Genomic DNA, 26,418 nt, shown 5'->3' with positions numbered 1-26,418 from the left:
CACAAACCAAACTCCAGGATGTCGTCACTAAGCAACAAGAAGCATAATGACCCAACACCTCCCGCACTGCCGGGCGGGCATCTTAACGCTCTTTCTCACCCGCGATCGCCCACATAACGCTATAACCGCCGTTTTCACAGGCAGCTCCCCCGTTCTGCCGATCGCAGGTGGACCCCGAGTCTTTTACGGGTTATAGAATCCTTCCCCCTAGGGCCACCAGGCCAAGGGGCTGTCAATATCAGGCGAACCATCGCCTCCAACCACCGCCCGGCACACCGCCGCGCCCTCACCGGAGTCCCAGGAGCATGCTCGAAGCTCTCCCGTATCTCGCACCGTTCCTAGGCGTCGTCGGCCTCTTCTTCGCAGGACTCGTCCTCCTCAACGTCCTCCGCCAGCCCGCTGGCGATGGGCGCGAAGCCAAAATCGCCGCCATCATCCACCGCTCCGCCATGGTCTTCATGCGCCGCGAGTTCTCCCTCCTCATCATCTTCACCATCGTCCTCGGCGCTCTCGTCGCATGGGCTCTCTCCATACCGACCGCCATCGCCTTCTTCGCCGGTGCCATCTGCGCCTCCGCCGCTGGCTTCGTCGGCATGTACACCGCCACCAAAGCCAATGTCCGCACCACTGTCGCCGCCCGCGACCACGGCATGCCCAAGGCCCTCTCCATCGCGTTCCTCGGCGGGTCCGTCATGGGACTCACCGTTGCCTCCATGGGACTCATCGGCATCGGCACCCTCTTCATCTTCTACGTCCTCGACGCCGAAGCCGCCAAGGGCGCCCACTCCATCGAAGGCTTCGCCATGGGGGCCTCGCTCGTCGCCCTCTTCTACCGCGTCGGCGGCGGAATCTTCACCAAGGCCGCCGACGTCGGCGCTGACCTCGTCGGCAAAGTAGAAGCTGGCATCCCCGAAGACGATCCCCGCAACCCGGGCGTCATCGCCGACAACGTAGGCGACAACGTAGGCGACGTCGCCGGCATGGGCTCCGACATCTTCGAGTCCTACTGCGGCTCCCAGATCGCCACCATCGCCATCGCCGCCACCCTCGCTGGATCCCTCGCCGCGACCCTCGTCCCTGGGGCCGCCGACGCCGAATCCGCCCGTGCCACCCTCATGCTCCTGCCGCTGGTAATGACCTCCGTCGGACTCGTCGCCTCGCTCATCGGCATCTTCCTCGTCAAAGCCGCCGCAGGCATGGCCCCCGCCGCCGCCCTCCGTGTCGGCACCCTCGGCTCCGCCATCCTCTTTATGATCGCCGCCTTCTTCGTCACCCAGGCCCTTGGCGTCTCCGTCAATATCTGGTGGTCACTCGTCGCCGGAGCCGTGGGCGGGATCATCATCGGTTTCGTCACCGAGTACTACACCTCCGCCAAACCCGTCCGCGACATCGCCGACGCCTCACAAACAGGCGTCGCCACCGTCATGATCTCCGGACTCGCCGTCGGACTCGAATCCGTCGTCGTCCCGCTCCTTACCCTCGCCGGCATCATCCTCGCCGCCAACTCTCTCGTCGGCCTCTACGGCATCGGCATCGCCGCCGTCGGCATGCTCGCCACCGTCGGCATCACCATGGCCATCGATGCCTACGGACCCGTCGCCGACAACGCCGGCGGGATCGCCGAAATGGCCGGCATGGGCAAAGAAGTCCGCAAGATCACCGACTCCCTCGACTCTGTCGGAAACACCACTGCCGCCATCGGCAAGGGCTTCGCCATCGGTGCCGCCGGACTCGCCGCCCTTACCATGATCGCCGCCTTCATCGAATCCGTCGCCGCTCACCTGGGCGAAAACATCCAACTCGAACTCGACATCAACAACCCCATGGTCCTCCTCGGCGTCTTCCTCGGGGGGGTCGGGCCGTTCCTCAACGGGGCCATCACCATGAAAGCCGTCGGCGACGCCGCCTTTGAGATGATCGAAGAAATCCGACGCCAGTTCCGCGAAATCCCCGGACTCCTCGAAGGCAAAGCCGAACCCGATGCCGAACGATGTGTCGACATCGCCACACGCGCCGCCCTCCGCCGCATGATCCTCCCCGCATCACTCGCCATCCTCATCCCCTGTGGGACCGGCTTCATCCTCGGCGCCGAAGCCCTCTCCGGGCTCCTCGTCGGCTCACTCCTCGGCTGTATCCTCCTCGCCCTCATGATGTCCAACGCCGGCGGCGCATGGGACAACGCCAAGAAGTACATCGAAGAAGGACACTTCGGCGGAAAAGGCTCCGAAGCCCACAAGGCCACCGTCGTAGGAGACACCGTAGGCGACCCCCTCAAAGACACCTCCGGCCCCTCCATGAACATCCTCATCAACGTCATGGCCATCGTCTCCCTGGTCATCGCTCCTCTCCTCATGCCGGGACCCATCTGGACCGATCGCGGCGTCCTCAACCTCTACGACCAGGATCGTGCCCAAACCTCCATCATCGATGCCCCCGCCATCATCGAGAACGCCACAACCAACACCCCATAAACCAGTTCTGCAAATCGGCCAGAATCCCTATTGCTTTCCCATCGCGTTGTGGTGAAATATCAATCGACGCCCAACGGGTCCGTTCGGCTTAGGGCCGAAACGGAGACTAGACAACCCGTCACGTCGATCCGCCCAACCCGGGCGATTCCATAAGGAGGCCAACATGGCCACCAAACCCAACGCATCGAAGGTCAAAGCCGCTCCAGCAAAACCCACGCCCGCGAAGCCAGCTCCCAAGCCAGCCAAACACAAGACCCAGGGACGCTAAAGACCCAATAGACATCACCTGATCTCCCCTGGCGGGGCACGCCCAACGGCGTGCCCCGCTCTCGTTTTCAGCTACGCCGATCCACCCAGCCATTACCATGCCCCCGTGAATAACCTCAACCGCATCCGCGCCACACCGTCTAAGCACCAGGGCTTCGCCCTCTCCAGCGCCGCCCGCCACACCACCGACCAACCCATCGGACCCCTCATCGAAATGGCCCTCTCCCGGCCAGACCTCATCTCCCTCGCCCCCGGACTCGTCGACCACGCCTCCCTCCCACACCTCGAATCCAAACGCCTACTCGACGACATCCTCGCCGACCCCACCACCGGACGCGCCGCACTCCAGTACGGCCCCACCCGAGGCGACGAAAAACTCCGACACCTCGTCTACAAACACATCGCCACCCTCGACGGCATCACCGAAAACGACTACCCCGGCTCCGCCGATCAGGTCGTCATCACCACCGGCTCACAACAAGCCCAACACCTACTCGCCGAAGTCCTCCTCGACCCAGGCGACATCGTCATCGTCGCTTGGCCCAGCTACTTCGTCCTCACCTGCGCCCTCACCGCCTGGCAGGGACAGACCCGCGCCGTCGAGATGGACGAGCATGGCATCATCCCCGAAAAACTCGACGCCCTCCTGAGATCCCTCGACGCCGTCAACCTCCTCCACCGCGTCAAGATGGTCTACCTCCAGTCCTACCACCAGAACCCCACCGGCCGCACCCTCATCGAAGAGCGACGCACCCAAATCCTCGACATCGTCCGACGCCACTCAAGACACCACCGCATCCTCCTCCTCGAAGACGCCGCCTACCGTGAACTCACCTATACCGGCACCGCCCCCAAAACCATCGCCTCCCGCGACCCCGACCTCGAACACACCGCACTCCTGATGACCTTCTCCAAACCCTTCTCCCCCGGTCTCCGCACCGGCTACGCCCTGCTCCCCAAAGACCTCGTCGCCCCCATCCTCCGCGCCAAAGACGGCCGTGACTTCGGCTCCAACCTCCTCGCCCAAAAACTCCTCGCCGCCGCCATGGACCAGGGCGTCTACCACAACCACGTCAATCAACTCCGCCACCTCTACGCCGAAAAAGCCGAACTCCTCAACGCCGGCCTCTCACGACTCGCCTCACAATCCAAAATCGATCTCAAAACCACTCAGGTCCGAGGTGGACTCTACGGCTGGGTCGAACTCCCCCCCTCCATCCCCACCGACCCCGACTCCAAACTCTTCCACAACGCCATCGAACAAGGCGTCCTCTTCGTCCCCGGCAGCTACTGCTACCCCGCCGACAAAACCCGCACCAAACCCAACAACACCATCCGACTCAGCTTCGGCTACGCCGAACCCCAAGCCATCACCGAAGGCCTCAGCCGCCTCGGAAAAGCCATCACCCAATCCCTCTGAATCTCAGGACGCCGACACCCCGCCACCCTGACCGTGCCCGTTCAGCGAGTGCCCATTCACAGCCGCAGGCCCAGACGCATCCAACCGCGGAACCGCCAGCAACCCTCGCGCAAACGCCGACAACTCGCTCATCGAACGATGCAAAAACACATTCGGCAACGACGCCCGGAACTCTCGCTCCGCGCCATAACCACCCACCACCACACACCCACCCAGCTCCGCCATCCGCTCCGACAACGTCTCCATCGCCGCCCCCTTCGGCAGATGCCCCTGGTGAGGGCAAGCCAGAAACACCAGCCGCGGCTCGTGCCTCGATAACGCCTCCAGCAGCGCATCCACGGGCGTGTTGCCCCCCAGATTCGTCGTCGAGTACCCACACTCAGCCAGCGTCGCCGCAGCCATCATCGACGACAACGCTCCCGCATCACCCGCAGGACACCCACCCACCGCCACCGGACGAGACTCCTGCTCAAGCTCCCCACTCGGCTCCAGCACCACCCGCAACTGACTCACAATCTGCGTGCACATTTCCGTCGCACGATGCTCCGTGAAAATCCCGTCCTGCTGCGTCTCCCAGATCTTCCCGATCTCCGACATCGCATGAGACAACGGACCATCACACACCCAAGCCACACTGTGACCACTCAGGTACAGATTCAGCGCCAACCCTCGCGCCCGCGTCAACTCCCCCCGTGACAACAACGACAGCATCACCTCGCCCGCGTGGCTCACATCTTCACTGATCTGCTCCGCATCCCCCAGCTCCGGCAGCCCCAGCAACTCAGGACGAACCACCGGTAGCCTCGACTCACGAATAAACCGAAGCGCCTCCTGAAGATGAATCCGACGGTGCCCCCCAATCGTCCGCGAAGCCCGCACACGACCCGAATCCGTCCAACGCTTCAGTGACGACTCGCTCACGCCGATCGCCTGGGCCAACTCTTTCGGGGACAGACTCTGCTTCATCAAACCTCCAGCAAGCATTCTAGTGCCTCAAATAGGCCGTCTTCCACCCTGTCTGGGCCCCATCACAAGCAAAACATGCCCCGAACAGGTTCCTGATCCCAATCATCGGCTAGCCCGAACTCAGGCGAAACTAGGATTTTCCACCTGTTGACAAACCCACCCCCGGCTCATCCCCGCCCTCTTTACCGGCCCTCCAAAGCCCGGATAAACTCACGCGTTATGCCCCAGGCCGTCAGCCAAACCTCAAAACTCGATCCCGGCACCTTCGGCGTCCCTGCCGAAGCCCTCCCCTCCTTCGACGACCCGCCCGTCTCCCCCCACACCTGGTTCGGCACCCCCCCCGACACCGACCCCGTCAGCCTGCCGCCCATCGAACTCGAAATCGGCTCCGGAAAGGGCACCTTCCTCGTCCAACAGGCCCTCGCCGAGCCCAACACCCGCTTCCTCGGCATGGAATACGCCCGAGCCTACTACCGTTACACCGCCGACCGTCTCCGCCGACGCAACATCACCAACGCCCGCATGCTCCACGCCGAAGCCGCCGCCTTCCTCCGCTTCGCCATGCCCAACCACGTCTTCCATCAGGTCCACCTCTACTTCCCCGATCCCTGGCCCAAAAAACGCCACCACAAACGACGCTTCTTCCAGCTCTCCAACCTCGAACAGGTCCACCGCGTGCTCATCGACCCCCACCCCGAGGACCCCGACTCCGGCCAGCTCCGCGTCGCCACCGACCACGCCGACTACTTCGCCTGGATGCAGGAACACGCCGCCCTCGCCACCCACCTCTTCGAACGCCTCCCCTACCAACCCCCCGCCTCCGCCTCCGAGTCCGAGGTCGTCGGGTCCAACTTTGAACGCAAATACATCGCCGAAGGACGCGCCTTCCACGGCATGATCCTCCGCAAGCGACCCGCCCCCCATCCGGTATAGTGCTGCAATCAATGAACCCGTTTCTCTGGAGACCCCGTCGATGAAGCCTGTCCTCGCCGCAACGTTCCTGGCCGCCTCCATCGCCACCCTCCCCGGATGCGGCATCCTGCAAAAGGGTGATACCAACGCCGCCAGCTCCACAACCGTCCCCTACACCCAACTCGCCCGACCCATCGGCATCGTCGACGGCACCGCCGGCGAGTCCGAAGCCTTCCCCGACCCAGGCGTCCTCCTCATCAACCACCCCGCCGACCTCCCCGGCTACAACACCTCACCCCTCGCCAACCTCGACGTCAACTTCGACAACCAGTCCATCATCGTCCTCGCCCTCGGACAACAACCCACAGGCGGCTACTGGGCCTCCATCGACGCCCTTCAACTCGAAGGCGCCGACCTCGTCGTCCAAGGCCGAGCCAACCGCCCAGGCGACGGCCAGATGGTCTCACAGGTCATCTCCCACCCCTTCTCAGCCGTCGTCGTCCCCAAACTCCAAAACGTCACCCTCCTCTCCGACATTAACGCCGTCATCGGCGAACCCCGACCCGAATAAACCACGTATCAAAACCAGACCACACTTAAAACCCCGGACCACCATCCGGGGTTTTCTCTTGACCAGATCACTCCGATTCCATCTCGGCGTCTTCTGCTTCCAAATCATCCGCAGCATCCTCAACCTCTCGCCGCGCCCGCCAGATCGCCCGCCGATTCTCCTCCGTCATCAACACCTCCACCGACACAAACTCCGTCTCCTCCACCGACACCATCCGAAGCAACACCGTCTCCCCAGGAGGGTGCCCCATCTTCGACAGCACCTCCACCAGGTCCTCATCAATCCGCTTCTGCCAGCGATCTCCAAACGTCTCACGGCTGAACGCCACCAGATCACTCACCGTCACCATGTGAATCGAACCCAGGAAATACCACACCCCATCCACCTTCACCCTTGGGATCACATCGTCCTCAGCCTCGCCCCACTCGATCGCCTCAAAAGGCGACACCCGCGGATACCCCACCCCCTCCGTCCGCAACAGCGAATCCGCCGTGAACTCCTCATCCGCAATCGCCGACCGCACCCAGTCCGTCGCCGCCAAACCCACCGGCAGCACCAACGCCGAAAGCGCACAAGCAGCCAGAATCATCGAGAGATAACCACCAAAACCAAACCGCCCATCTCGCTTCCGCATCACAGACTCCTCTTCTTCATCGGTTACCTCAAGACTCTCAAGCAGTGCAACCAACTCATCACGCCGCGGCGCCAGCTCGCTCCGCACAACGCGCTGATTGAGCCAATAAACGAACACATTCAACCCCACCAGAAACACCAACATCATCACCGTGAACACCACCGTCTCGATCACCCCGGAATCCGACATCACCCAACCCAGATGCACCAGCCACACCAGCATCGGCACCAGCAGCGGAAGGATGTACCACCAAAGCACATGTCGCAGCAGCCACATCTGATCCTCAACCTGACGCAGCGCCTCCTTCACCTGATCCACCAACGCATCGTCCGCCTGCACCCGCGACTTCCCGTACCGCAGCCGAAACACCAGCATGAACACGACCAGCCACAAGAACCCGGGAATGCCCAGGTACCACGTCCACAGCGTCTCATCCAGCAGCAGCGTCATCCCGAACCACACCGGGATCAGCAACAACCCCACCCCCACCTCCCGGTAGTCCCGAGCCCTCAGCATCGCATCCAGATAACGCTGGTTCCGACGCACCTCACGCAACAACGCCTCGTGGTCAGCCGTCACACGCATCTCAGAACTATGCGCCCGCCACGCCTCTTGCAGAGGATCACGCTCCATCGCTCGTCCCTTCCATCAGCTCTCGCAGAGCCTTCTTCGCCCGGTTCAGCTTCACACCCACATGGCTCTCCGAGATGCCCAGCACCTCCGCCATCTCCCGATAACTCAGCTCCTCCAGATACAACAGCACCAACGCCGCATCCGCCTTAGGCAGCCGATGAATCGCCCGGTACAACCGCTCCACCACCTCCCGCCGCTCCGCCCGCACCGACCCATCCACCCCCTCATCCGACACCACCGCCACATCAAACATCGGCCGCTGCCGCTGCCTCCGCTTGAGATCGTTCCGCTTCCAGTTCATCCCCGTATTCAGCGCCACCCGATAAAACCACGTCGACGCCATCGACCGACCCTCAAACCGCTCCACCGACCGCCACGCCTGCAACAGAATCTCCTGCGCCAGGTCCTGACACTCCTCCTCCGTCACCGCATAAGCCCGCGCCACCTTCACCACCGCAGCCCCATGCCGCTCCAGCCACTCCAGAAACACAAGCTCGTGGTCGCGCTCAGACAATAGTGAACATCCCTTCACCACCATTCGTACCCCAACCCCACCCCGCCTTACACCCCATCCGCTCAGATTCCGCTCGGGTGCCACGGGTCATCCTCGCCGCAGGCGAGTGACCCGTGCCCGCCACCAGCAACCAGGCGCTTACCAAAGAGACAACCACCCAACCACCCCAACCGTCCCAACGAGCCCCCTGCGGGAGCTGAGGGTGGTCACGCCCCACCCTCTGCCACACCCCATCAACACGAAAGCAAACCGCCCCCACCAATACGACTACCCCCGGCGCAGCTGCACCAACATCACGCCGCCACCCGCCCCTGTTCTCCCTCCCCCAACACCACCACCCCACCCCCAACACTCATCCCCTCCAACTCAGCAATCCGTTCCCGCATCGGCGTCCACCCCGCAAACCTCTTCACCACACGCTCCAGCCGCCCCAACGCCGAACCCACCCCCACATACATCCGCACCCGGCTCAACCAAGGCAAATCCAAACGCGGCTGCCCCCCATCAAACTCCCACGGATGGAAATACACCACCGCCGGACGCCCCTCACGACCCGCCTGCTCGATCCCCCGCTCCATCAGCGACGAAGGCAGCAACCGAAAGTACCCGCCACCCGCCACCGGCACCCGCCGCTTCCCGACCCGCCACATCAGAGGCGGAATCTCCAACAACTCTCTCCCCGCCTCATGTCCCTTCACCCGAAACGCCCCCAGCGGCGCATCGCTCACCCCGTAACTCGGATGCACCGTCGGAAAGACCGACGCGTCATAAACAAACCCCGCCTCTAAAAGAACATCCACCGCCCACCCCGTCCGCCGCGTCACCGACCACGTCGGTGCCCGATACCCCACCACCGCCTCGCCCACCAAATCCTCCAGCGTCTTCCGCGCCCGCTCCACATCCGCCCGCATCCGCGCCGCATCCAGCCGACTCAGATGATCGTGCTGATCCCCATGACACGCGATCTCATGCCCCGCCGCCGCCACCTCCCGCACCAACCCCGGATGCCGCCGCGCCACACACCCCAGAAAAAAAAACGTCCCCCGAACATCGTTCCGACCCATCATCTCCACCACCGCCCGCGTCCCGATCTCCACCCGCGCCTCACGCCCGTCCCAGCTCGACCGATCCACCACCTTCCGCGCCACCTCCGTCTGCCACGCCTCCTCCACATCGACCGTCAACACACGCACCGGCTCGCGTCTGGGGGCCGCCGGAGCCGATGATGAAAATGTCGGGTTGGAGCGCACAAACTACCTTTCGACAACCCCCTCGTGCCACGTTTGATTGTCGAGCACGGCCCGATAGAAGCGCGTTTGACGGAGATATGAGCCCTTGCATGACCCCAATCACGCCATCCTGACCAAGATCCTGGCCACCATCGGGCCCGCCTCCGCCACCCAGGAGACCGTCACCCGCCTCATCGAAGAGGGCGTCCGAGCCTTCCGCATCAACTTCTCTCACGGGGACTTCGACTCCTTTGATCACGCCCTGGGGCTCATCAGGGCCGCTTCCGAGCAGCTCGGCATCCCCGTAGGCGTCCTCGGCGACCTCTGCGGACCCAAAATCCGACTCGGAAAACTCGACGCCGGCGGGTTCGACATCAAAACCGGCGACCGCGTCGAGTTCACCACCGAAGCCCTCATCGGACACCGCGACACTGAGTCCAACCTCGTCGTCCTCTCCACCAACTACCCGGTCTTCGTCGAGGAAGTCGATGTGGGACAACGAGTTCTGATCGACGACGGCGCCGTCCGTCTCCTCGCCATCGACCGCATCGACGCCGAAGACGGCCCCCGACTCCACTGCCGCGTGACCGAAGGCGGGCGCATCTCCAACGGCAAAGGCGTCAACCTCCCCGATTCCGACATCTCCGCACCCTCCGTCACCGACTACGACAAGAAGTGCATCGACTGGGCCATCCGCCGCGAACTCGATTACCTCGCCCTGAGCTTCGTCCGTAAAGCCCAGGACGTGCAGGACTTACTCGACCTGATGAAGGACCGCGGCCGCGACAACGTCACCCGCTTCAGCACCACCCGCCTTCCCGTCATCGCCAAACTCGAAACACCCCAGGCCATCGACCAGCTCGAAGACATCATCGAGGTCTCCGATGGCGTCATGGTCGCCCGCGGCGACCTGGGCGTCGAGATGGACCTGCCCCGCGTCCCGGTCATCCAGAAGCAGATCATCGAGTCGTGCCACCGCTTGGGCAAGCCGGTCATCGTCGCGACCCAGATGCTCCAGAGCATGATCGAGCACGCAACCCCAACGCGGGCCGAGGTTTCCGACGTTGCCAACGCCATCTGCGACGGGGCCGACGCCGTCATGCTCTCAGGCGAAACCGCCGTCGGCCGCTTCCCCGTGCAGGCCGTCTACGTCATGAAACAGACCGCCGTGATGACCGAACGCTTCGTCGCCGAGCAGCCCACCGCCTACGGCCTCCGCGACACCGCCCTCCGCGGCTCCAAATACCGCACCGCGGCCCTCGCGCGCGCCGTCAAGGTCATCGTCGAGGACATCCATCCCAACTGCGTGGTCATGTGGTCCGAGCTGGGCGGCGGCGCGCGCTACCTGGCGCACAGCCGTATGACCGTCCCGATCATCGCGGTGAGCTCCAACCTCCAGGCTCTACGGCAGATGACGCTGCTCTTTGGCGTGATCCCCATGCACATGGAGCGACCTGCAGGCACCAGTGAGTTTGTGGATGCCGTGGACAAGATGTTCCGCACCCACGGCTGGGGCGAAGCGGGGGATCCGGTCGTGTTTGTCAAGGGCCAGCCGATCGGCGTGCCCGGCGTGACCAATCAGGTCCAGGTCCACTACCTCGGCGACGTCTGCAAGCTCGAGGATCAACCGGGCCCCGAGTAGGGCGTGTGGGGTAGGATGCGGCCATGAGCAGCTCCGGAGCCAAGAATCCGTGTGTTGGCGTGATCATGGGGAGCCAGAGCGACTGGCCCACCATGCAGGAGGCGTCGGCGGCGCTCGAGCGGTTTGGCGTGGCCCACGAGTGTCGCGTCGTCTCGGCGCACCGGACCCCCGAGGACATGGCGGAGTACGCGCGCACGGCGCGGGATCGGGGGATCGAGGTGATCATTGCGGGCGCGGGCGGAGCGGCGCACCTGCCGGGCATGGTGGCGTCACACACGACGCTGCCCGTGCTGGGCGTGCCGGTTCAGAGCAAAGCGCTCAGCGGGGTGGATTCCCTGCTGTCAATCGTGCAGATGCCCGGCGGCGTGCCCGTTGGGACGCTGTCGATCGGGACCTCAGGCGCGAAGAATGCGGGGCTACTCGCCGTGCGGATTCTCTCGTTGCACGAACCCGCTCTGGCGAAAGCGTTGGCTGAGTTTGCATCGGAGCAAGCCGAGGCAAGTCGAGGCCAGACGCTGGCATGAGTGGGGTGATCCTGCCAGGAGCGACGATCGGCGTACTGGGGGGCGGGCAACTCGGGCGCATGCTCTCGCAGGCGGCCAAGCGGATGGGTTACCGCGTACATGTGTTCGATCCGGGTGACGACCCGCCAGCCGCGCAGGTGAGTGATGCGCACACACAAGCGAACTGGGATGATGACGGGGCGCTGCGGGCGTTCGCGGGGGCGTGTGATCGGGTCACGCTGGAGTGGGAGAACATCCCTTTGGCGACCGCTCGGGCGGTGGATGAGGTGACTCGTCTGCTGCCATCACCCGCGATCCTTGAGGTGGCCCAAGATCGTGCGCGGGAGAAATCGTTTCTCGCGGAGATCGGCTGCCCGCTCCCGGACGTGCGCGTGGTCGATTCGGCGGACGACTTCGATAAAGAACCGGCGTGGTGGGATGCCAAGCGGGTGCTCAAGACCTCCGCGGCGGGGTATGACGGCAAGGGGCAACTGGTGGTGACTTCGCTCGACGAAGCGAAGGCTGGTTTTGCTGAGCTGGGGCGTGTGCGGTGTGTGGCGGAGGCGTGGGTGCCTTACGAGCGCGAGGTGTCGGTGATCGTCGCGCGCGGGATGGATGGGGCGATGTCGTTTTACGGTCCGATCTGGAACCGACACGCGAACCACATCCTGGACGTGAGCGTGTACCCATCGGGTTTGAGCGAGGCGTCGTCATCAGTGGCGTTGGGGTTGGTGGGTCGGGTGGCGGAGCGATTGACGCTGGTGGGCGTGTTGTGTGTTGAGATGTTTGTTTTGGGTGACGGGTCGCTGATGGTCAATGAGTTGGCCCCGCGCCCGCACAACTCGGGGCACGTGACGATCGAGGCTTGCGCCACGTCTCAGTTCGAGCAGCACCTGCGCGCGGTGGCGGGCTTGCCCTTGGGAGACGTTGGCTGGCGTGGACCGGCGGCGATGGTGAATCTATTGGGCGATCTGTGGGTTGATGGCGAGCCAGCGTGGTTGGATGTATTGGGTGAGGCGGGGGTGTCGCTGCATCTTTATGGGAAGCATGATCCTCGGGTGGGTCGGAAAATGGGGCACCTCACGGCGCTGGGGGCGACGGCGTCAGAGGCGGAGCGGTGTGTGGTGTCGGCGCGGTCGAAGATCACGGATTCTGGTTGTTGAGGGATTCGATCGCGTCGTCGCTTTGGTTGGTGAAGAGATTGTTGCGAGCGCGATCGGTGAGCATCAGGGTGGCGGAGTGAGTGAGTTTGCGTTCGGGGCTGATGATGTAGAAGCTTTCGCGGCACTGTTCGCTGCTGCCGATCAGCTCGAGGCCGAACAGTCGTGCGGAGTTTTCGCCGACGACGGTGGGGATGGCGAGGATGCCGGTGCCATCGGCGGCGAAGTACTTGGTCAGGGCGGTGTCTTCGAACTCGGCGACGATCCGAGGCTGGATATCCAGCTGGGTGAACCACTGGTCCAGGGTCCGGCGGAGGACGTTGCGTTCGGTGGGGATCAGCAGGGGGGCACCGTCGAGGTTATTGGGAAACTCGCCTTTGAGTTGCGCGGCGAGTTCTGCGGTGGCGTAGAAGCTGATGCCGGAGTCGCCGAGCTTGTGGCTGAAGACTTTGAGCGGGCTAGAGGCGGGGGCGGGCTCTTCGGAGAGGACCAGGTCGAGTCTGAAGCTGGCGAGGTCGAGCATCAGGGTTTCGAGGTCACCCTCACGACAGACAACGCGTGGGGCGTTGGTGGCGTCGATGGCGGGTCGGAGGATGGAGTGGGCGATGAGTTTGGGGAGGGACTCGGTGACGCCGATGACGATGCGGTTTCGTTTCTGGCTGATCTCGCCGTTCTGGACCGAGCGGACCAGTTCGTTGCCGAGCGAGAAGATGTCATCGGCGTACTCGAAGACGCATTGCCCGATTTCGGTGAGGTCCATGCGTCGGGCCCTGCGGTGGAACAGGGGTTCGCCGAGGGCGGTTTCGAGGGCCTTGATCTGGGTGCTGATGGTGGGCGGGGAGACGTTGAGGGTCTCGGAGGCTCGGGCGATGCTGCCCTCGCGGGCGACGGCCCAGAAGTGGTGAAGGTGGTGGAAGTTAAGGTTAGCCAAAAGCCCGGATTTCTGGTTTGAGGAGGTTCAACACCTAGCTTTGAATGGGAAGTATACGTCGTTGATGGCGATAAACATAGTTTATATAATGCGTTGCGCCTCGATAGATAAAGCCTAACGTATGGCGGAGAGATTACAAGTAGCCCGGGTCCGTTTATGTGATTTTCCGGACTCGTTCTCACCGGTCGCACAACGCCCGGAAACTCTAGGGGGCCAAGGCAAGACAGGGCGGAGCGGCTAGACTCCGATCTAGATCAAGGACGAAGCTATGGCCCAGAGCAAGGAACGGCTCCGACGACCCGTGGCCGCTGTGACGCGAAGCGTCGTGGCGTTGGCTGTGGTGTTGTCGGGGGTGTTGGTGATGTGGATGCTGATCGCCTCGCGGACCGAGGCGGCGCGGGTCGATCCGGATGGTGCTTCGATGGTGGTGGTGCCGGTGTATCAGGTGGAACGGATGGGGGTTCAGCGTCCGTGGCAGGGTTACGGCCGTGCGGAGGCTTTGCAGCAAGCGAGGGTGCCGGCTCGGGTCGCGAGTGTCGTGGAGGCGGTGCCGGAGGGGATCGAGGCGGGTGTCGCCGTGAAGGCGGGGCAACTGCTGGCGGTGCTGGACTCGGATGATTTTGAGCGGCAGGGCGATGCGGAACGTCAGGAGATAGCGCGACTCGACTCGGAGTTGGATCGCTTGGTGATCGAGGGTGATCGTCTGGCGGACCGGTTGCGGTTGTTGGATGAGGATTTGGCGATCGCGCAGCGGCAGGAGGATCGGCTGCGGGACCTGTCTGAACGGAATGCGGCGAACGTGGCGGATGTGGAGCGGGCTGAGCGTGATCGGCTGATGGTGGCCCGGGAGCGTCTTGCTTCGCAGGAAGGTTTGGAGGGTCTGCCGTCTCGACGGGCGGGGTTGGAGGCGGCGCGTGAGTCGGCTCGGGCTCGGTTGGCGCTCGCTGAGTTGAGTGTTGAGCGGAGTCGTCTGGTGAGTCCGATTGATGGTGTGGTGTCGATGCATGATCTGGAGGTGGGGGAGAGTGTGACGCCTGGGCAGGTGATGGCAGAGGTGGTGGATGTTTCGCGGATTGAGGTCCCGGTGCGGCTGCCGGCGTCTTCGCGCGGGACGTTTTCGTTGGGGGACGAGGCGGTGGTGGTGGCGGCATCGGACGCATCAAGGCGATGGGTCGGTCGGATTGCGCGGATCAACCCGACGGATGATGGGGCGACGCGGACGTTGACGGCTTACGTGATGGTCGAGCAGCAGGGCGCTGATGCTTCGGCGGCGACGACGTTGACGCCTGGTCTCTTTGTGTCGGTGGAGGTCCCTGGCCTGCGGACTGAGGGGGACCTGGTGATCCCGCGTCGGGCGGTGCGCGCGGGGCGTGTGTTTGTGGTGGAGGATGGGGGTTTGGTGAGTCGTGCGGTGTCGGTTCGGTACACGCTGAAGGAAGTGTTGGCGGGGCTTCCTTTTGCGGAGTGGGTGGTGTTGGGGGAGGAATCGGGTCTTAGCGAGGGTGAGTTGGTGGTTTCGGAGTCGACGGCGCTGCTGCGTGATGGTGTCCGGGTTGAGACTCGGGCGGTTGAAGCCCTGGCCGGGGTAGAGCCTTGAATCCGATGAGCCTGATCCGTTTTGGGGTGGAGCGACCGGTTCCGATCAACCTGTTGATGTGGGCGATTCTGCTGGCGGGGATTTTTTACGGGTTGTCGTTGCGCAAGGAGTTTTTTCCGGAGTCGGACCCGGAGCGGGCGTCAGTGTCGCTTCCTTATCCCGGTGCGACGCCGGAGGAGATTGAGGATGCGCTGGCGATCAAGGTTGAGGATGCGCTGATCGAGTTGGATGAGGTGGATGAGCTGCGGACGACGCTGCTGGAGGGTGGCGGGTCGATCGTGGTGACGTTCCGGGAAGCGGTGGATGTTGATGAGGCGTTCGATGAGGTCGAGCGCACGATTGATTCGCTGCAGGACCTGCCGGACGAGGCGGAGGAGCTTAGGGTCACGCTCTTCGAGCCCGAGTTGCCGGTGATCCGGGTCACGGTGTTTGGCGACTATGACGAGGCGGTGTTGAAGGAGGCGATCCGTGGGGTGCGGGATGACCTGCGTCTGCTGGATGGGATGGGTGATGCGCGGATCGAAGGGGTGCGTGATTACGAGATGGGGGTTGATGTTCAGGTTGAGTCGCTGATTGAGCACGGGATCAGTTTGCCTGCGGTGGCGGACCGGGTTCGGGCGTGGATGCTGGAAGTGCCTGGGGGCACACTGCGCGGCGCAAGCGGGGACGTGCGGGTGCGGACGATGGGTGTGGTCGAGACGGCTGAGCAGATGCGGCAGATCCCGATTGTGACGGGTGAGGATGGGACGGTGATCCGGCTGGGGGAGATCGCGGCGGTGCGCGATGGGTTTGTCGATTCACAGATCAGCATTCGTTTTAATGGGCAGCCCTCGGCGAGCCTGACGGTTTACAAGGTCGGGCGTCAGGACATCGTGCGGATGGCGGAGATGGTGCGGGCGTATGTGGCGGCGCGGCAGGGGCGAGACTTCGAGGCGACGGGTCTGTTGGATCGACTAGCGGTGGCGGGGTATTGGTCGGAGACGGATCGGCTCGGGGCCTGGCGGTTGGGGATGGATCGAGCCACGGCGTTGCCGACGGAGGCGCAGATCGAGACCAACTCGGACCTGGCGCGGTTTGTTGAGGGTCGTCTGGACCTGTTGACGCGGAATGCTTTTTGGGGTGCGATTCTGGTCTTCGCAACGGTGGTGACGTTTCTGAACTGGCGGGTGGCGTTCTGGGTGGGGGTGGGTTTGCTGACGGCGTTGGCGGGGACGATCGTGATCATGGCGTGGTTTGATATCACGCTGAATCTCTTGACGATGTTTGGTCTGATTGTGGTGCTGGGGTTGTTGGTGGATGATGCGATTGTGGTGTCGGAGAACATTCAGGCGCGGCATGACCGGGGCGAGCCGGCCTTGCTGGCGGCGGTGCGGGGAACTCGGCAGGTGACGTGGCCGGTGGTAGCGACAGTGATGACGAGCATCGTGGCTTTTTTGCCGCTGACGTTTATTGAGGGTCAGATCGGGGATTTGCTGGGGGCGTTGCCTGCGGTGGTGGCTTGTGCGTTGTTCATGAGTCTGATTGAGTCGTTGCTGATCCTGCCGAGTCACCTCGGGCACAGTCTGTTGGCACGTGATCGGAGTGCCGAGAAGAACAAGGATCGTGCGCCGACCTGGAGTCAGCGTTTCGAGCGATGGCGAGATGGTCAGATCCATAATCGGTTGATCCCGGCCTATGCGCGGGTTCTGGAGCGAGCGCTGCATCGGCGTTATCTGACGCTTTCGATCGGGGTTGCGGTGTTGCTGGCGTCGTTGGGGATGGTGCAGGGGGGGCATGTGCCGTTTGTCTTTTTGCCGAAGAATGACGCCGAGACGGTGTTGGTGAATCTGCGGATGCCGATCGGGACGTCTTTGTCTGGGACTGAGGCGGTGGTGGCGGAGGTGGAGGAGGCGGTTCGGGCGCAGCGTGAGGTTCGTTCGGTGACGTCGGTGGTGGGGGAGTCGACGAACATCGACACAAATGAGACGGCGAATGCTCCGCACACGGCGCAGATGTTTGTTGAGCTGGTCGCTGTCGAGGAGCGTGATCTGCCGTCGCCTGAGGTGATTGCGAACATCCGTGCGGCGCTGAGCGGGAAGGACCTGGGTACTGAGCGGTTGGTGTTTGAGGAGCTTTCGGGCGGGCCTGGTGGGCCTTCGATCACGGTTCGGGTGAGCGGCAAGGATCAGGAGCGTATTGAGCAGGCGGTGCTTGAGGTCAAGCGCATGCTGGCGGAGTTTGGAGGGGTCAATGATATTTTTGATGACCAGGACTTGGGTCAAGTTGAGCTTCAGTTCTCGGTGACGCCTTCGGGCGCGGCGTTGGGTTTTGATGCGGTGAACGTGGCACAACAGGTGCGTGGGGCGCTGTTTGGGATTGATGCGCACGTGTTTGCGGCGCGGCAGGAAGATATTGATGTGCGGGTTCGGCTGGATGAAGCGACGCGGCGGGACCTTGGGGCGATGGAGCGTTTGTGGGTGATCAGTCCGTGGGGCGAGGCGGTTCCATTGGCGGAGATCGTGACGGTGGAGGAAACGCTGACGTACTCGGCGATCACGCGGGTGAATCGGAATCGTGCCGTGACGGTGACGGCGGAGACTGACCCGGGTTTGTCGCCGGAGTTGGTTACGGGTGCGCTGGCTGAGATTGATCCGGAGACGGGCCGTTCGATGTGGGGTGAGTTGCAGGCGCACTATCCGGGATTGACGATCGAGTTTGCGGGTCGTCAGGAGCAGCAGGCGGATGCGTTCCGGTCGCTGCCCTATGGTTTTATGGCGGCGATGGTGATGATTTATGTGATTCTGGCTTGGCTGTTTTCGAGTTATGTGCAGCCGTTGCTGGTGTTGACGGGCGTGCCATTTGCGATCATCGGTGTGGTGTGGGGTCACTGGCTGCTTGATTACGAGATCACTTTTTTGAGTCTCATAGGGTTTATTGCGCTGTCGGGGATCGTGGTCAACGATTCGCTGATCTATGTGAAGTTTGTGAATCAGTTGATCGAGCATGGGGTTGTATTGCGAGAGGCGCTGGTGGAGGCGGGCAAGGCAAGGCTAAGGCCGATTGCGCTGACGACGATCACCACGGTGCTGGGTTTGACGCCTCTGTTGTTGGAGACCTCGTTTCAGGCGAGGTTTTTGATTCCGATGGCGATCTCGATTGCGGCGGGGTTGATCTCGGCGACGCTCTTGATTTTGTTGTTGCTGCCGAGTCTGTTGCTGATTTTTGAGGACATCTGTGACCTGGCGTACTGGTTGTGGCACGAGAAGCCGCGGCCGAGGGTGGTGCACCGGCCGGTCGAGATCCCGGATGTCGAGGAGGAGGGTGCGGTCGCCGAGGAGCAAGGAGCGTTGGTGTAGGTGTTCGAGGCTTGTGGGTTTAGAAGGGTGTGTGGAATCCCATGGCTCGGACGGCGCACCAGCCATTGACGCCTTCGAAGAGGGTGAAGGCTCCGACGGCGAGGAGGATTGCGAGGGCGAGCCACCACCAGGGTGAGGTGAGGATCGCGAGAAGCATGAGGACGCCGAGGATGGCGGCGGCGACGAGGTGGATGATGCCTATGGTGATCCGAATGCTGCTGCCGCGACGGTCGATGTTGCACTGCATGCCCTGATCGTAGGGTGAACAGGGGAACATGGCGAGCGCTTTGGGCTGTGATCAGCTCAGAGAGGCGAGCCGCTGGTGGAGGCCTTGAAAGGCTCGGGCCAGGTCGTCGTCTTCGTGGGCCGTGGCGTTGTGCTGAAGCCACAGGGTGCGGTTGGAGAGCTCTTCGACGCCCAGGCGTAGCGAAGGGGTCTCATCGATTCTGTTGTTTCGGCCCGAGGCATCGACGGAGTCATCCTGGAGTTCGTGCACGCGGCCGAGCATATGGGCGAGCTGCCCCATGTAGCGGTGGGCGTGGCGGTCCTCTGCGACGGTGATGACGGCGTCTTCGAGGGCGTGGGTGAGGTCGCTGAGGCGTTCGAGGCCGGGATGCGGCCCGTGGGCGTGGTTGTGTGGTGTGGCGACGAGCATGCTGCAGTCTGTTCTGTTGGCGTCTGTGAGCTTCGCACTCGGTCCCGGACAACCTGTTCTGGAGCTTGGCTACGATTAGTGCTGCAAAGCTTGTGCCAGAAGACTTATTAGGGCTAAGGGCTTCCCCGCTGCTCTGATACTAGGCAACCGCAGGTATGGAGTGTAAGCGCTGCGCAAGAAATGGGCAGATATCGAGTGGGGTGAGTCAGTCTGGCAGGCACCAGCGGGTGAGGAAGTGCTCCAAGGCTTCGCCGGAGCCGAAGCCAACCCGCTGGTAGAGTTTTTGGGCGGGATTATCGACACGAACCTCGAGGGTCATCTTGCAACAGCCAAGTTGGCGGGCGTGCTGATCGAGGTAGTCGAGGAGGGCGTTTCCGATGCCTTGCCCGCGGTGCTCGGGGAGGACGGCGATGTCGTGGAGGTTGAGGACGTTGGCGGCTTTGAAGGTGGAGAAACTCAGGAGGGTGATGGCGTAGCCGACGGGCTTCTCGTCGAGGAGGGCGAGATGGGCTTGGGTCGCGGGGTGGCTGCGGAGGGCAGGGATGAGGCGTTGGTAGGTTTCGGGGGCGAGGGGTCCATCGTTGCCGATGGGGTCGCGGGCGTAGGCATCGATCAGGTGGAGGAGGTTGTTGGCGTCCTGGGCTTCGGAGAGGTCAGCGGGTCTGATGATGAGCCGGGGGGAGGTCACGGGGCGGGCATTTCTTTATCGGTGAGGCGTGCGAGATCGACCATCAGGTCTTTGAAGGCGTTGGTGACCGGGGCGCTGGAGCCCGGGAAGCCGTTGGCGATCAGGCAGAAGGCTAGTTGGCGGCCAGAGGCGTCTTCGACGTAGCCAGCGTAGGCGCGGACGTGTCCGATGAAGCCGCTCTTGGCGCGGAGGTTGTTGGCGGCGGGCGTGTCGACGCCGAGGCTTGAGAACGAGCTGGGGTCGTCGGGGACGCCAGCGGCGGGGAGTGAGTCGAAGAAGGTGGGGAACGAGGGATGGGCCGTCATTCGTTCGAGGATCGAGCAGACTTGCCGAGCTGTAACAGCGTTGCGTCGTGAGAGCCCGCTGCCGTCGGCGAGGATCATGCCGGCGGTATCGACGCCCAGGCTCTCGAGGATTTCGACGGTGACTTGGGTGCCGCTGTTGGTTGTTCCTGTGCGTCCTTCTTCGACGGCGAGCGTGAGGGTCACGGCTTCGGCGAAGAGGTTGACGGACTGCTTGTTGAGCCAGAAGGCGACGCGGGAGAGTGGTGGGGAGGTGTGGGTCCAGAGCGTGTTGCGCTCGCCTTCGCCGAGTCGTGGCTGCTGGAAAGTTCCCGCTGGCTTTCCGGTGACTTCGATGCCGGCGCGGTTGAGGGCGGCGACGAGTTCTCGGGCGGCGAAGAGTGCGGGGTCCTGGATAGCCCCGCGGATGGAGTAGGTTCCTGCGTCGGAGGGGAGGGTCCCGCGGACGATGGCGAGTTGGGCGTAGGGTGTGGAGTAGATGTAGGCGTGATCTCCTGATCCGGGGGGTCCTGCGGTGACGCGGTTGTGGAATGCGACGCCTGTCTGGGCGGGCCGGATGTCGGTGATGGTGGTGGGGTCGCCTTGGCGGTTGGGGATTTGGAAGTCGAGGTGGTAGAGGTTTTCGTGGAGGTTGACGCCCGCGACGCCGGCGGCGTAGTAGTTGCCGATGTCGTCCCAGGTCCAGTCGTCAGGGATGAGCTGGTCGCTGAAGATGGAGGCGTCGGCGAGGACGTCGCCCTGGATGGTCTTAATGCCAGCGTCGGCGACGGCCTTGGCGGCCAGGTCGGTCCAGGCGGTGAGGCCGGGGAAGCCGTCGGCCTCGAATCGCCAGGAGCCCAGAGTGGGGTCGCCTGAGCCTTTGAGGATGAGGGTTCCGTCGAGGACGCCTTGATCGTTAACGGTGCCTACGGTCTGGAGGTGGGTTTTCCAGGTGTACTCGGGCCCGAGTCGGGCGAGACCTGCGGCGGAGGTTACGACCTTGAGTACCGAGGCGGGGGCCATCGCGCGTTGGGCGTTGCGTGCGAGGATGACCTCACGCCCGGCGACATCGACGACGCAGACAGCGATCTGCCCTCGACCGAGACCGGGGAGGTTTTCGATCTCGGCGATGCGCTCGCGCAGGGCGTCGAGGGTGACGGGTTCGGATTGTTGAGCCGAGCCGGTCGAGGGTGCGGCGATGGCCAGGGCCAGGGTGGCCGTCGCCAGTCCTCTCAGGGATGACCGGATGGCGATCAAGGAGTTAGCCGTTCTTCGCGCCGGGTTGGAGGCGTTTGCGGGGGTCGATCTCGAGGGTGCCGTAGGTTTGCTCGTAGCGGGTGACGGCCTGGCCAAGGGCCATGGCGAGGCGTTTGGCCGCCCAGGGGCTGAGGATGACGCGGGCGTCGATCTTCATGGTGGCCTGGTTGTTGGTACCAGGCTGGAGTCCGCGGGAGAGGTCGAGGGTAATTTCCTCGCCGGTGCCAGCGACTCGGGCGGTGGAGGCGTAGTAGGTGGGGGCATCAGCGTCATCGATGCGGAGCTGGAGCTGCTGGCCCTGCTGCTGATCGGGCGCGGTGACGGTTTCGTTCTTTTCGGTTTCGGTCTTGGCCACTTCTTGAGTTCCTCTTTTTTTGAGAGCCAGGCTTTAGAGCCTGGGAATGTTGTTGTTTCAGATCCACCAGTCGAGTGTGAGTGCTTGTCTTAGGCGACGCCACTGTTCGGGTCCGAGACGTGTCTGGCCGGTTTCGATGCGGCCTCGTCCTGTCATGCCGTCGGTCCACCACGGGGCCTGATCGGTGCCGGGGTCCAGTTCGATCCACGCGAGGATGGAAGGTCGGCTGGGGGCGCTTTTATACGGGTCGCCTTGCTGGGTGTCCACCTCCCCGCCCGTGGTGGTGGCGAGGGCGGGGTGGGGGAGTTGGCTGACGCCAGCTCGTTCGACGGCGACCACGGTGCCGTGGAGTTCGTGCCATGGGGCGGACCAGAGGCGTGCTCTGGCCTTGAGACCGGGTTGGACCAGAGCGGCGTCATCCTGCGGGACGATTAGGGCGAGTCGTCGGTTTTCGTCGCCTACGAGCGAGCCGATGGTCTGTCCGCGTGGGATTCGGAGGCCGACGAGGTCCTTGAGTTTCCCTTTGATGTGGAGTCGGCCGTCGAAGGGTGCGCGGAGGGTGAGCCGGTTGACCTGTTCCTCGCCATAGAGGAGTTGGTCGTTGAGTTGATCGATCTGGATCTGGAGGGAGGCGGTATCGACAGTCTTGCCGTCGCGGCGTGCGATGTTGCGTTCGACCTCGAGGATTTGGAGTTGGATACGGAGGTCAGCGACAGTGTCGGTCAGGCGGCTGTTTGAGAGGATGGCGATCGGCTCTCCGGCCATAACTTGCTGTCCGGTATCGACAAGCACTTCTCGGAGTTCACCCTCGGTTTGGACATAGATTGGCACACGGTGTTCGGCGAGGATGACGCCCGGGTGCCGGACCGATTCAGTGACGGGGAAGGACCAGATCGCGAACAGGCCGAGGGCCGCGAGGGTGAGGACGACAGCGGTGGCGGCGATGCGTGTGGGAGATTGGAGCTGGGTGTTCCAGACGTGCCGGAGTCCTTTCCATGCGGGGAGGAGGATCATCGTGGTCAGTGAGAACACGCCAAGGAGTGCTCCGATGGCCTGGAGGCCGAAGGCGTCCAACAGCGTCCACGCGATGAGGACGATGCTCAGAAGGACGATGATGCGGTAGAGGCCTGCGGCGACGGCGTAGGTGACAAAGAAGACGGGCATCCGCTTGGCTTCATCGGGGGTCGGTTCTTTGGGTTGCGAGCGGAGGATATAGCGGTCGAACGATTGCCCGAGGAACTTGAGTGACTTGGACTGGAGGTTGGGGACTTCGACCCAGTCCATAAGGAAGTAGTAGCCGTCGTAGCGGAGTAGGGGGTTGGCGTTGAAGAGGAGGGAGGTGATAGAAGCAGAGAGCATGATGTTGAAGGCGAGCTGGTTGATCCAGCCTGGCTCGCTGGCGATCCAGATCCATACAGCGGCGGCGGCGAAGATCATCTCGATGAAGACCCCGCCCGCGGTGATCCAGAGCCGATCGCGTTTGTCGGGGAGGGTCCAGGCGTCGGAGGTATCGACGTAGAACAGCGGGAGGAAGACCATGAGCATGACGCCTGTCTCATGGACTTCGAGGTCGTGGTGCTTGGCGGCGAGGCCGTGGCCGATCTCGTGGATGACTTTGATGGCGAGGAAGACGGACGTGAAGATCAGGGCGTTGGTCCAGCTGAGGATCGGGAAGGCGAGGTTGCCGATGTGCTGGAGGTGGGCCAGGGCGATGACCGCTGAGGCAAGCATCCAGATGATGGTGAGGATCATCATTGGCCGGTTCATCACGAAGCCGACGTAGCGATAGAGCCAGGTCAGAAATCGTTCGGGGTCGAAGACGGGGATCTTGATGAACAGGAAGCTCTTGAGCTTGGCCTTGCGCATCTTGGATCGGCGGAGGTCGCGGATACCTCTGAGGCGCTTGGCGGCTTCGGGATCGGGTGGGAGTAGGAGGCCGGCACTGAGGAGCTGGTGCGTGAAGGCACGGATCTCATCGGCGGAGAGACCGGCGTCGGGGAAGCGTGCTTCGGAGAGCGTGGCGATGTGTTCGGCGGTGTTGTGGCCGTCGAGTTGTCTGAGGACGAAGTACTCGGCGGGGCGGATGCGGAAATAGGTGAGTCCGACAGGGTCTTTGACGACGTAGACGGACTGTCCGTGGTAGAGCTGCGGGGAGATGAGTAGGTCGGCGCGCGCCGCGGGCAGGGGTACCGGGGGCGGCGCGTCGGGAGCGGCGGGTTGGCCTGTTGGCTGTGTTGGCCTGGGTTTGTAGGGGTTCACTGCATGAGGCTCCGGCAGGACTAAAAGAGCGTCATGCGGATGTAGTGCCATGCTTCTCGGAAGAGTCGCCAGCCGAGCGGGGCGTAGCCGAGGTCGAGACGTGCGCGGCCGGTGGGGTTGGCCAGCGCGAGGTGGGGCTCGAGTCCCTCGAGCTGGATGTCGGTGCGTAGCTCATAGCGGACCAGCTGAGTCATGGGGTCGGGGCTGCTGGAGGGCGAGAGGTCGAGCAGGCTGGCGAAGCGGGTGGTTTGTTCGAGGTCTGGCCAGGGTCGGCTGAGAAAGGTCGCGGGGACTTCGTTACCGTCTGCGAGGCGTATCTGGACGAGGCCGACGTCTTGTTCGGGGACATCGACGACGAGGTCGAAGCCTGAGAGGTTGCCGATGCGCAGGAGGCCGGCGGCTTCATCGACGGTGTTGCCGAGGAGTTCTTCGGGTCGGCTGGTGAGGATGACGCCTGCGATGGGGCTGCGGAGGGTGGAGCGATCGATGCGGCGTAGCAGGGCGGCTTCCTGGATGCGAAGCTGCTCGGTGCGTAGTTCGGCGAGCAGCATTTCGCCGGGGCGTTGGGTGGTGCGGGCTTCTCGGAGGGCGAGTTCCTGTTCGAGGATGGATTGGCGGACCGAGGCGAGTTCCTGATCGAGGTCGGTGGTGTCGAGTTGGAGCAGTGGCTGGTCGGGCTCGACGGTTTGTCCGGGGGTGACCAAGATCTCGGTGATGGTGCCGGAGAAGGGGGCGGTCAGGGTGTGCTGCTGATGGGGTTCGAGGCGGGCATCGGCGCGGATGGCCATGGGGAAGGGCATCACCATGGCCATGATGAACGTCAGGATGATGGCGGCGAGCGCGGTGGCCTGCCAGGCGGCGCGACGGGGGTGGGTGCGGGCTTGAGCGAGTTGGAGGGATAGTCTTCGGAGGGGTCGTGAATCGAGTTCGATGGATCGAGCGAGGAAGGGTGCGGCGCACTGGGCGAGCTCGAGTTCGGCTGGGGCGAGCTTGCTGGCGTCCACGGCGGCCTCGTGCTCTACGATCAGGACGGCGTCGGTGCGGTCGCCTTCGCTGATCGGTGTCACGACGGCGGCCTGAGCCCCACCCAGCTCGAAGAGTTGGTCGACAAATGGTTGTAGTTCTCCGGCTTCACCCTGGAGCCGCTGGCCCTTCTGGAAAGCGATGGGTTGACCCGCCTGGCGGGCGGCATCGGCGATGGTGCGAACAGCGTGAGCGAGATTGGCTTTGGGATTAGGGTCGAGGGCGTCTGAGAACCAGGCCTGGGGTTTTCGCGGCCAGAAGCCGACGACGGCGGCCCGCTGGGCCTTGAAGAGCTGGCGGGCACCTTGGGCGAGTTCGTGAGCGAGTTCGTCGGGCTTTTCGATGCGGCCAAGGTTCTGGAGGAGGGCAAGCAGGGCCTTATAATGGGTTGCGGAACGCTCGACGAGTTCGGTCTGGCGGTGTCCGAACTGGCGGCCGATGGACTCGGCGGCTTTCTGGGCGAAGCCGACGTACTCGCGGTAGATCTTGGGGTCGAGGTTGTCGGCGTAGATGATCTGGAGGACGCCCAGGCGTTTGCGGCCGGTGGAGATCGCCAGATAAAACTGAACCACGTTCTCTAGGCCGCAGTTCTGGAAGGACATCTCGCCGGGTGGGACCACGACGGCCTGGGCGGGGTCGGACCAGGCTTTTCGGAGGGCGTTGGCGACCTCGCCGACGGGTTCCGAGTTCTCATCGATAATGCGTCGGGCGGGTTGTCCTTCGGCGGCGATGCCCCTGAAGGCCCGCCCAGAGGCGTCGGTGGTGAGCCAGACGACGCCAGCTGAGGCTTGGGTAGAGCTGATTACGAGGGCGAGGACGCGTTTGGCGACCTCGGTGGGGGGCGTGTCGGCGGCGGCACCGAGCTGTTGGAACTGCTCGAGGGCCTGCTGAACGGCGAGCCGGGCTTGAGCTGTGGATTCCTGCATGGGGGTCACTGGTGAGTGATCATGGTTCATGTTCGGTGTGGGTTAGTCCATGATTGGAACCCTTCGGGGCGGTGCTGTCAATGGTGGTGTGTGTGTTTTCGGACGTAAGCAGGGTGTGGCTGGTGAGGTTCTCGGGCCTGGTTGGGCGGTGGGGAAGGGTTGTGGGGAGGGCGGGAGATCCTTGACACT

21 protein-coding genes are annotated in these 26,418 nt (G+C 63.4%); 9 read left to right on the top strand and 12 right to left on the bottom strand.

Features of this window, described 5'->3' with window-relative positions:
- Window positions 1–305: 305 nt before the first annotated feature.
- Both RIG82_07450 and RIG82_07445 read left to right on the top strand, forming a co-directional pair.
- Window positions 306–2,471, top strand: coding sequence for a sodium-translocating pyrophosphatase (locus RIG82_07450; protein ID MEQ9460769.1), 2,166 nt, complete (start codon window positions 306–308; stop codon window positions 2,469–2,471).
- Between the two features lie 373 nt (window positions 2,472–2,844).
- Complete coding sequence (locus RIG82_07445; GenBank protein MEQ9460768.1) at window positions 2,845–4,158, top strand: PLP-dependent aminotransferase family protein; 1,314 nt, start codon at window positions 2,845–2,847, stop codon at window positions 4,156–4,158.
- A 3-nt stretch (window positions 4,159–4,161) separates the two neighbouring features.
- Here the strand turns inward: RIG82_07445 and RIG82_07440 are convergent, their stop codons facing one another.
- Complete coding sequence (locus RIG82_07440) at window positions 4,162–5,124, bottom strand: helix-turn-helix domain-containing protein (GenBank protein ID MEQ9460767.1); 963 nt, start codon at window positions 5,122–5,124, stop codon at window positions 4,162–4,164.
- Between the two features lie 219 nt (window positions 5,125–5,343).
- Between RIG82_07440 and RIG82_07435 the strand changes: the two genes are divergently transcribed.
- Together RIG82_07435 and RIG82_07430 are read left to right on the top strand one after the other, a co-directional pair.
- Window positions 5,344–6,057: a hypothetical protein gene (locus tag RIG82_07435; protein ID MEQ9460766.1), complete on the top strand. Its 714-nt coding sequence runs from the start codon at window positions 5,344–5,346 to the stop codon at window positions 6,055–6,057.
- Window positions 6,058–6,097: 40 nt separating this feature from the next.
- Entirely contained in the window at window positions 6,098–6,607 is a 510-nt protein-coding gene (locus RIG82_07430; protein ID MEQ9460765.1) for a protease complex subunit PrcB family protein, read from the top strand.
- A gap of 67 nt (window positions 6,608–6,674) precedes the next feature.
- Here RIG82_07430 and RIG82_07425 read toward each other — a convergent pair whose 3' ends face one another.
- From RIG82_07425 to RIG82_07415, 3 genes are all read right to left on the bottom strand, one after another.
- The gene (locus RIG82_07425) at window positions 6,675–7,874 is read right to left on the bottom strand and encodes a hypothetical protein (protein MEQ9460764.1); all 1,200 of its coding nucleotides are present in this window, start codon (window positions 7,872–7,874) and stop codon (window positions 6,675–6,677) included.
- A complete protein-coding gene (locus tag RIG82_07420; protein MEQ9460763.1) occupies window positions 7,864–8,388 on the bottom strand; it encodes an RNA polymerase sigma factor in 525 nt (174 codons plus the stop codon). Before RIG82_07420 ends, RIG82_07425 begins: the two co-directional genes overlap by 11 nt.
- Before the next feature lie 293 nt (window positions 8,389–8,681).
- Window positions 8,682–9,581: a DUF3473 domain-containing protein gene (locus RIG82_07415; GenBank protein ID MEQ9460762.1), complete on the bottom strand. Its 900-nt coding sequence runs from the start codon at window positions 9,579–9,581 to the stop codon at window positions 8,682–8,684.
- 142 nt (window positions 9,582–9,723) lie between these two features.
- On the opposite strand from RIG82_07415, the gene pyk reads away from it, so the two are divergent.
- Genes pyk through RIG82_07400 form a run of 3 tightly spaced genes read left to right on the top strand, consistent with a single transcriptional unit; the run spans window position 9,724 to window position 12,925 of the window.
- Window positions 9,724–11,259 (top strand): pyruvate kinase, encoded by a 1,536-nt coding sequence (pyk, locus tag RIG82_07410; protein ID MEQ9460761.1) that lies wholly within the window; start codon window positions 9,724–9,726, stop codon window positions 11,257–11,259.
- 23 nt (window positions 11,260–11,282) lie between these two features.
- Entirely contained in the window at window positions 11,283–11,783 is a 501-nt protein-coding gene (gene purE / locus RIG82_07405) for a 5-(carboxyamino)imidazole ribonucleotide mutase (GenBank protein MEQ9460760.1), read from the top strand.
- On the top strand, window positions 11,780–12,925 hold the full coding sequence (locus RIG82_07400; GenBank protein ID MEQ9460759.1) for a 5-(carboxyamino)imidazole ribonucleotide synthase: 1,146 nt from the start codon (window positions 11,780–11,782) through the stop codon (window positions 12,923–12,925). The genes purE and RIG82_07400 overlap by 4 nt, the downstream gene beginning before the upstream one ends.
- Here RIG82_07400 and RIG82_07395 read toward each other — a convergent pair.
- Entirely contained in the window at window positions 12,906–13,853 is a 948-nt protein-coding gene (locus RIG82_07395; protein MEQ9460758.1) for a LysR family transcriptional regulator, read from the bottom strand. The two genes, RIG82_07400 and RIG82_07395, sit on opposite strands and share 20 nt — an antisense overlap.
- A gap of 268 nt (window positions 13,854–14,121) precedes the next feature.
- Between RIG82_07395 and RIG82_07390 the strand changes: the two genes are divergently transcribed.
- Both RIG82_07390 and RIG82_07385 read left to right on the top strand, forming a co-directional pair.
- Window positions 14,122–15,450, top strand: a complete 1,329-nt coding sequence (locus RIG82_07390; GenBank protein MEQ9460757.1) for an efflux RND transporter periplasmic adaptor subunit — start codon at window positions 14,122–14,124, stop codon at window positions 15,448–15,450.
- Between the two features lie 5 nt (window positions 15,451–15,455).
- Window positions 15,456–18,785: an efflux RND transporter permease subunit gene (locus RIG82_07385; GenBank protein MEQ9460756.1), complete on the top strand. Its 3,330-nt coding sequence runs from the start codon at window positions 15,456–15,458 to the stop codon at window positions 18,783–18,785.
- A gap of 19 nt (window positions 18,786–18,804) precedes the next feature.
- Here RIG82_07385 and RIG82_07380 read toward each other — a convergent pair whose 3' ends face one another.
- The 7 genes from RIG82_07380 to RIG82_07350 form a co-directional block, all read right to left on the bottom strand.
- Window positions 18,805–19,032, bottom strand: coding sequence for a hypothetical protein (locus RIG82_07380; GenBank protein ID MEQ9460755.1), 228 nt, complete (start codon window positions 19,030–19,032; stop codon window positions 18,805–18,807).
- A gap of 51 nt (window positions 19,033–19,083) precedes the next feature.
- A complete protein-coding gene (locus tag RIG82_07375) occupies window positions 19,084–19,440 on the bottom strand; it encodes a hypothetical protein (protein ID MEQ9460754.1) in 357 nt (118 codons plus the stop codon).
- A 205-nt stretch (window positions 19,441–19,645) separates the two neighbouring features.
- Complete coding sequence (locus RIG82_07370; GenBank protein MEQ9460753.1) at window positions 19,646–20,128, bottom strand: GNAT family N-acetyltransferase; 483 nt, start codon at window positions 20,126–20,128, stop codon at window positions 19,646–19,648.
- On the bottom strand, window positions 20,125–21,666 hold the full coding sequence (gene dacB, locus RIG82_07365; GenBank protein ID MEQ9460752.1) for a D-alanyl-D-alanine carboxypeptidase/D-alanyl-D-alanine-endopeptidase: 1,542 nt from the start codon (window positions 21,664–21,666) through the stop codon (window positions 20,125–20,127). The genes RIG82_07370 and dacB overlap by 4 nt, the downstream gene beginning before the upstream one ends.
- A gap of 4 nt (window positions 21,667–21,670) precedes the next feature.
- A complete protein-coding gene (locus tag RIG82_07360) occupies window positions 21,671–22,021 on the bottom strand; it encodes a DUF3467 domain-containing protein (protein ID MEQ9460751.1) in 351 nt (116 codons plus the stop codon).
- Window positions 22,022–22,078: 57 nt separating this feature from the next.
- The gene (locus RIG82_07355) at window positions 22,079–24,280 is read right to left on the bottom strand and encodes a hypothetical protein (GenBank protein MEQ9460750.1); all 2,202 of its coding nucleotides are present in this window, start codon (window positions 24,278–24,280) and stop codon (window positions 22,079–22,081) included.
- A gap of 20 nt (window positions 24,281–24,300) precedes the next feature.
- A complete protein-coding gene (locus RIG82_07350) occupies window positions 24,301–26,259 on the bottom strand; it encodes an efflux RND transporter periplasmic adaptor subunit (protein MEQ9460749.1) in 1,959 nt (652 codons plus the stop codon).
- Between the last annotated feature and the right edge of the window lie 159 nt (window positions 26,260–26,418).

The sequence above is a fragment of the Phycisphaeraceae bacterium genome, from assembly GCA_040222855.1.
Taxonomy (GTDB): Bacteria; Planctomycetota; Phycisphaerae; order Phycisphaerales; family Phycisphaeraceae; genus Mucisphaera.
The sequence above is the reverse complement of the archived record's forward strand: the minus strand, read 5'-3'. Positions and strand labels throughout refer to the sequence as shown.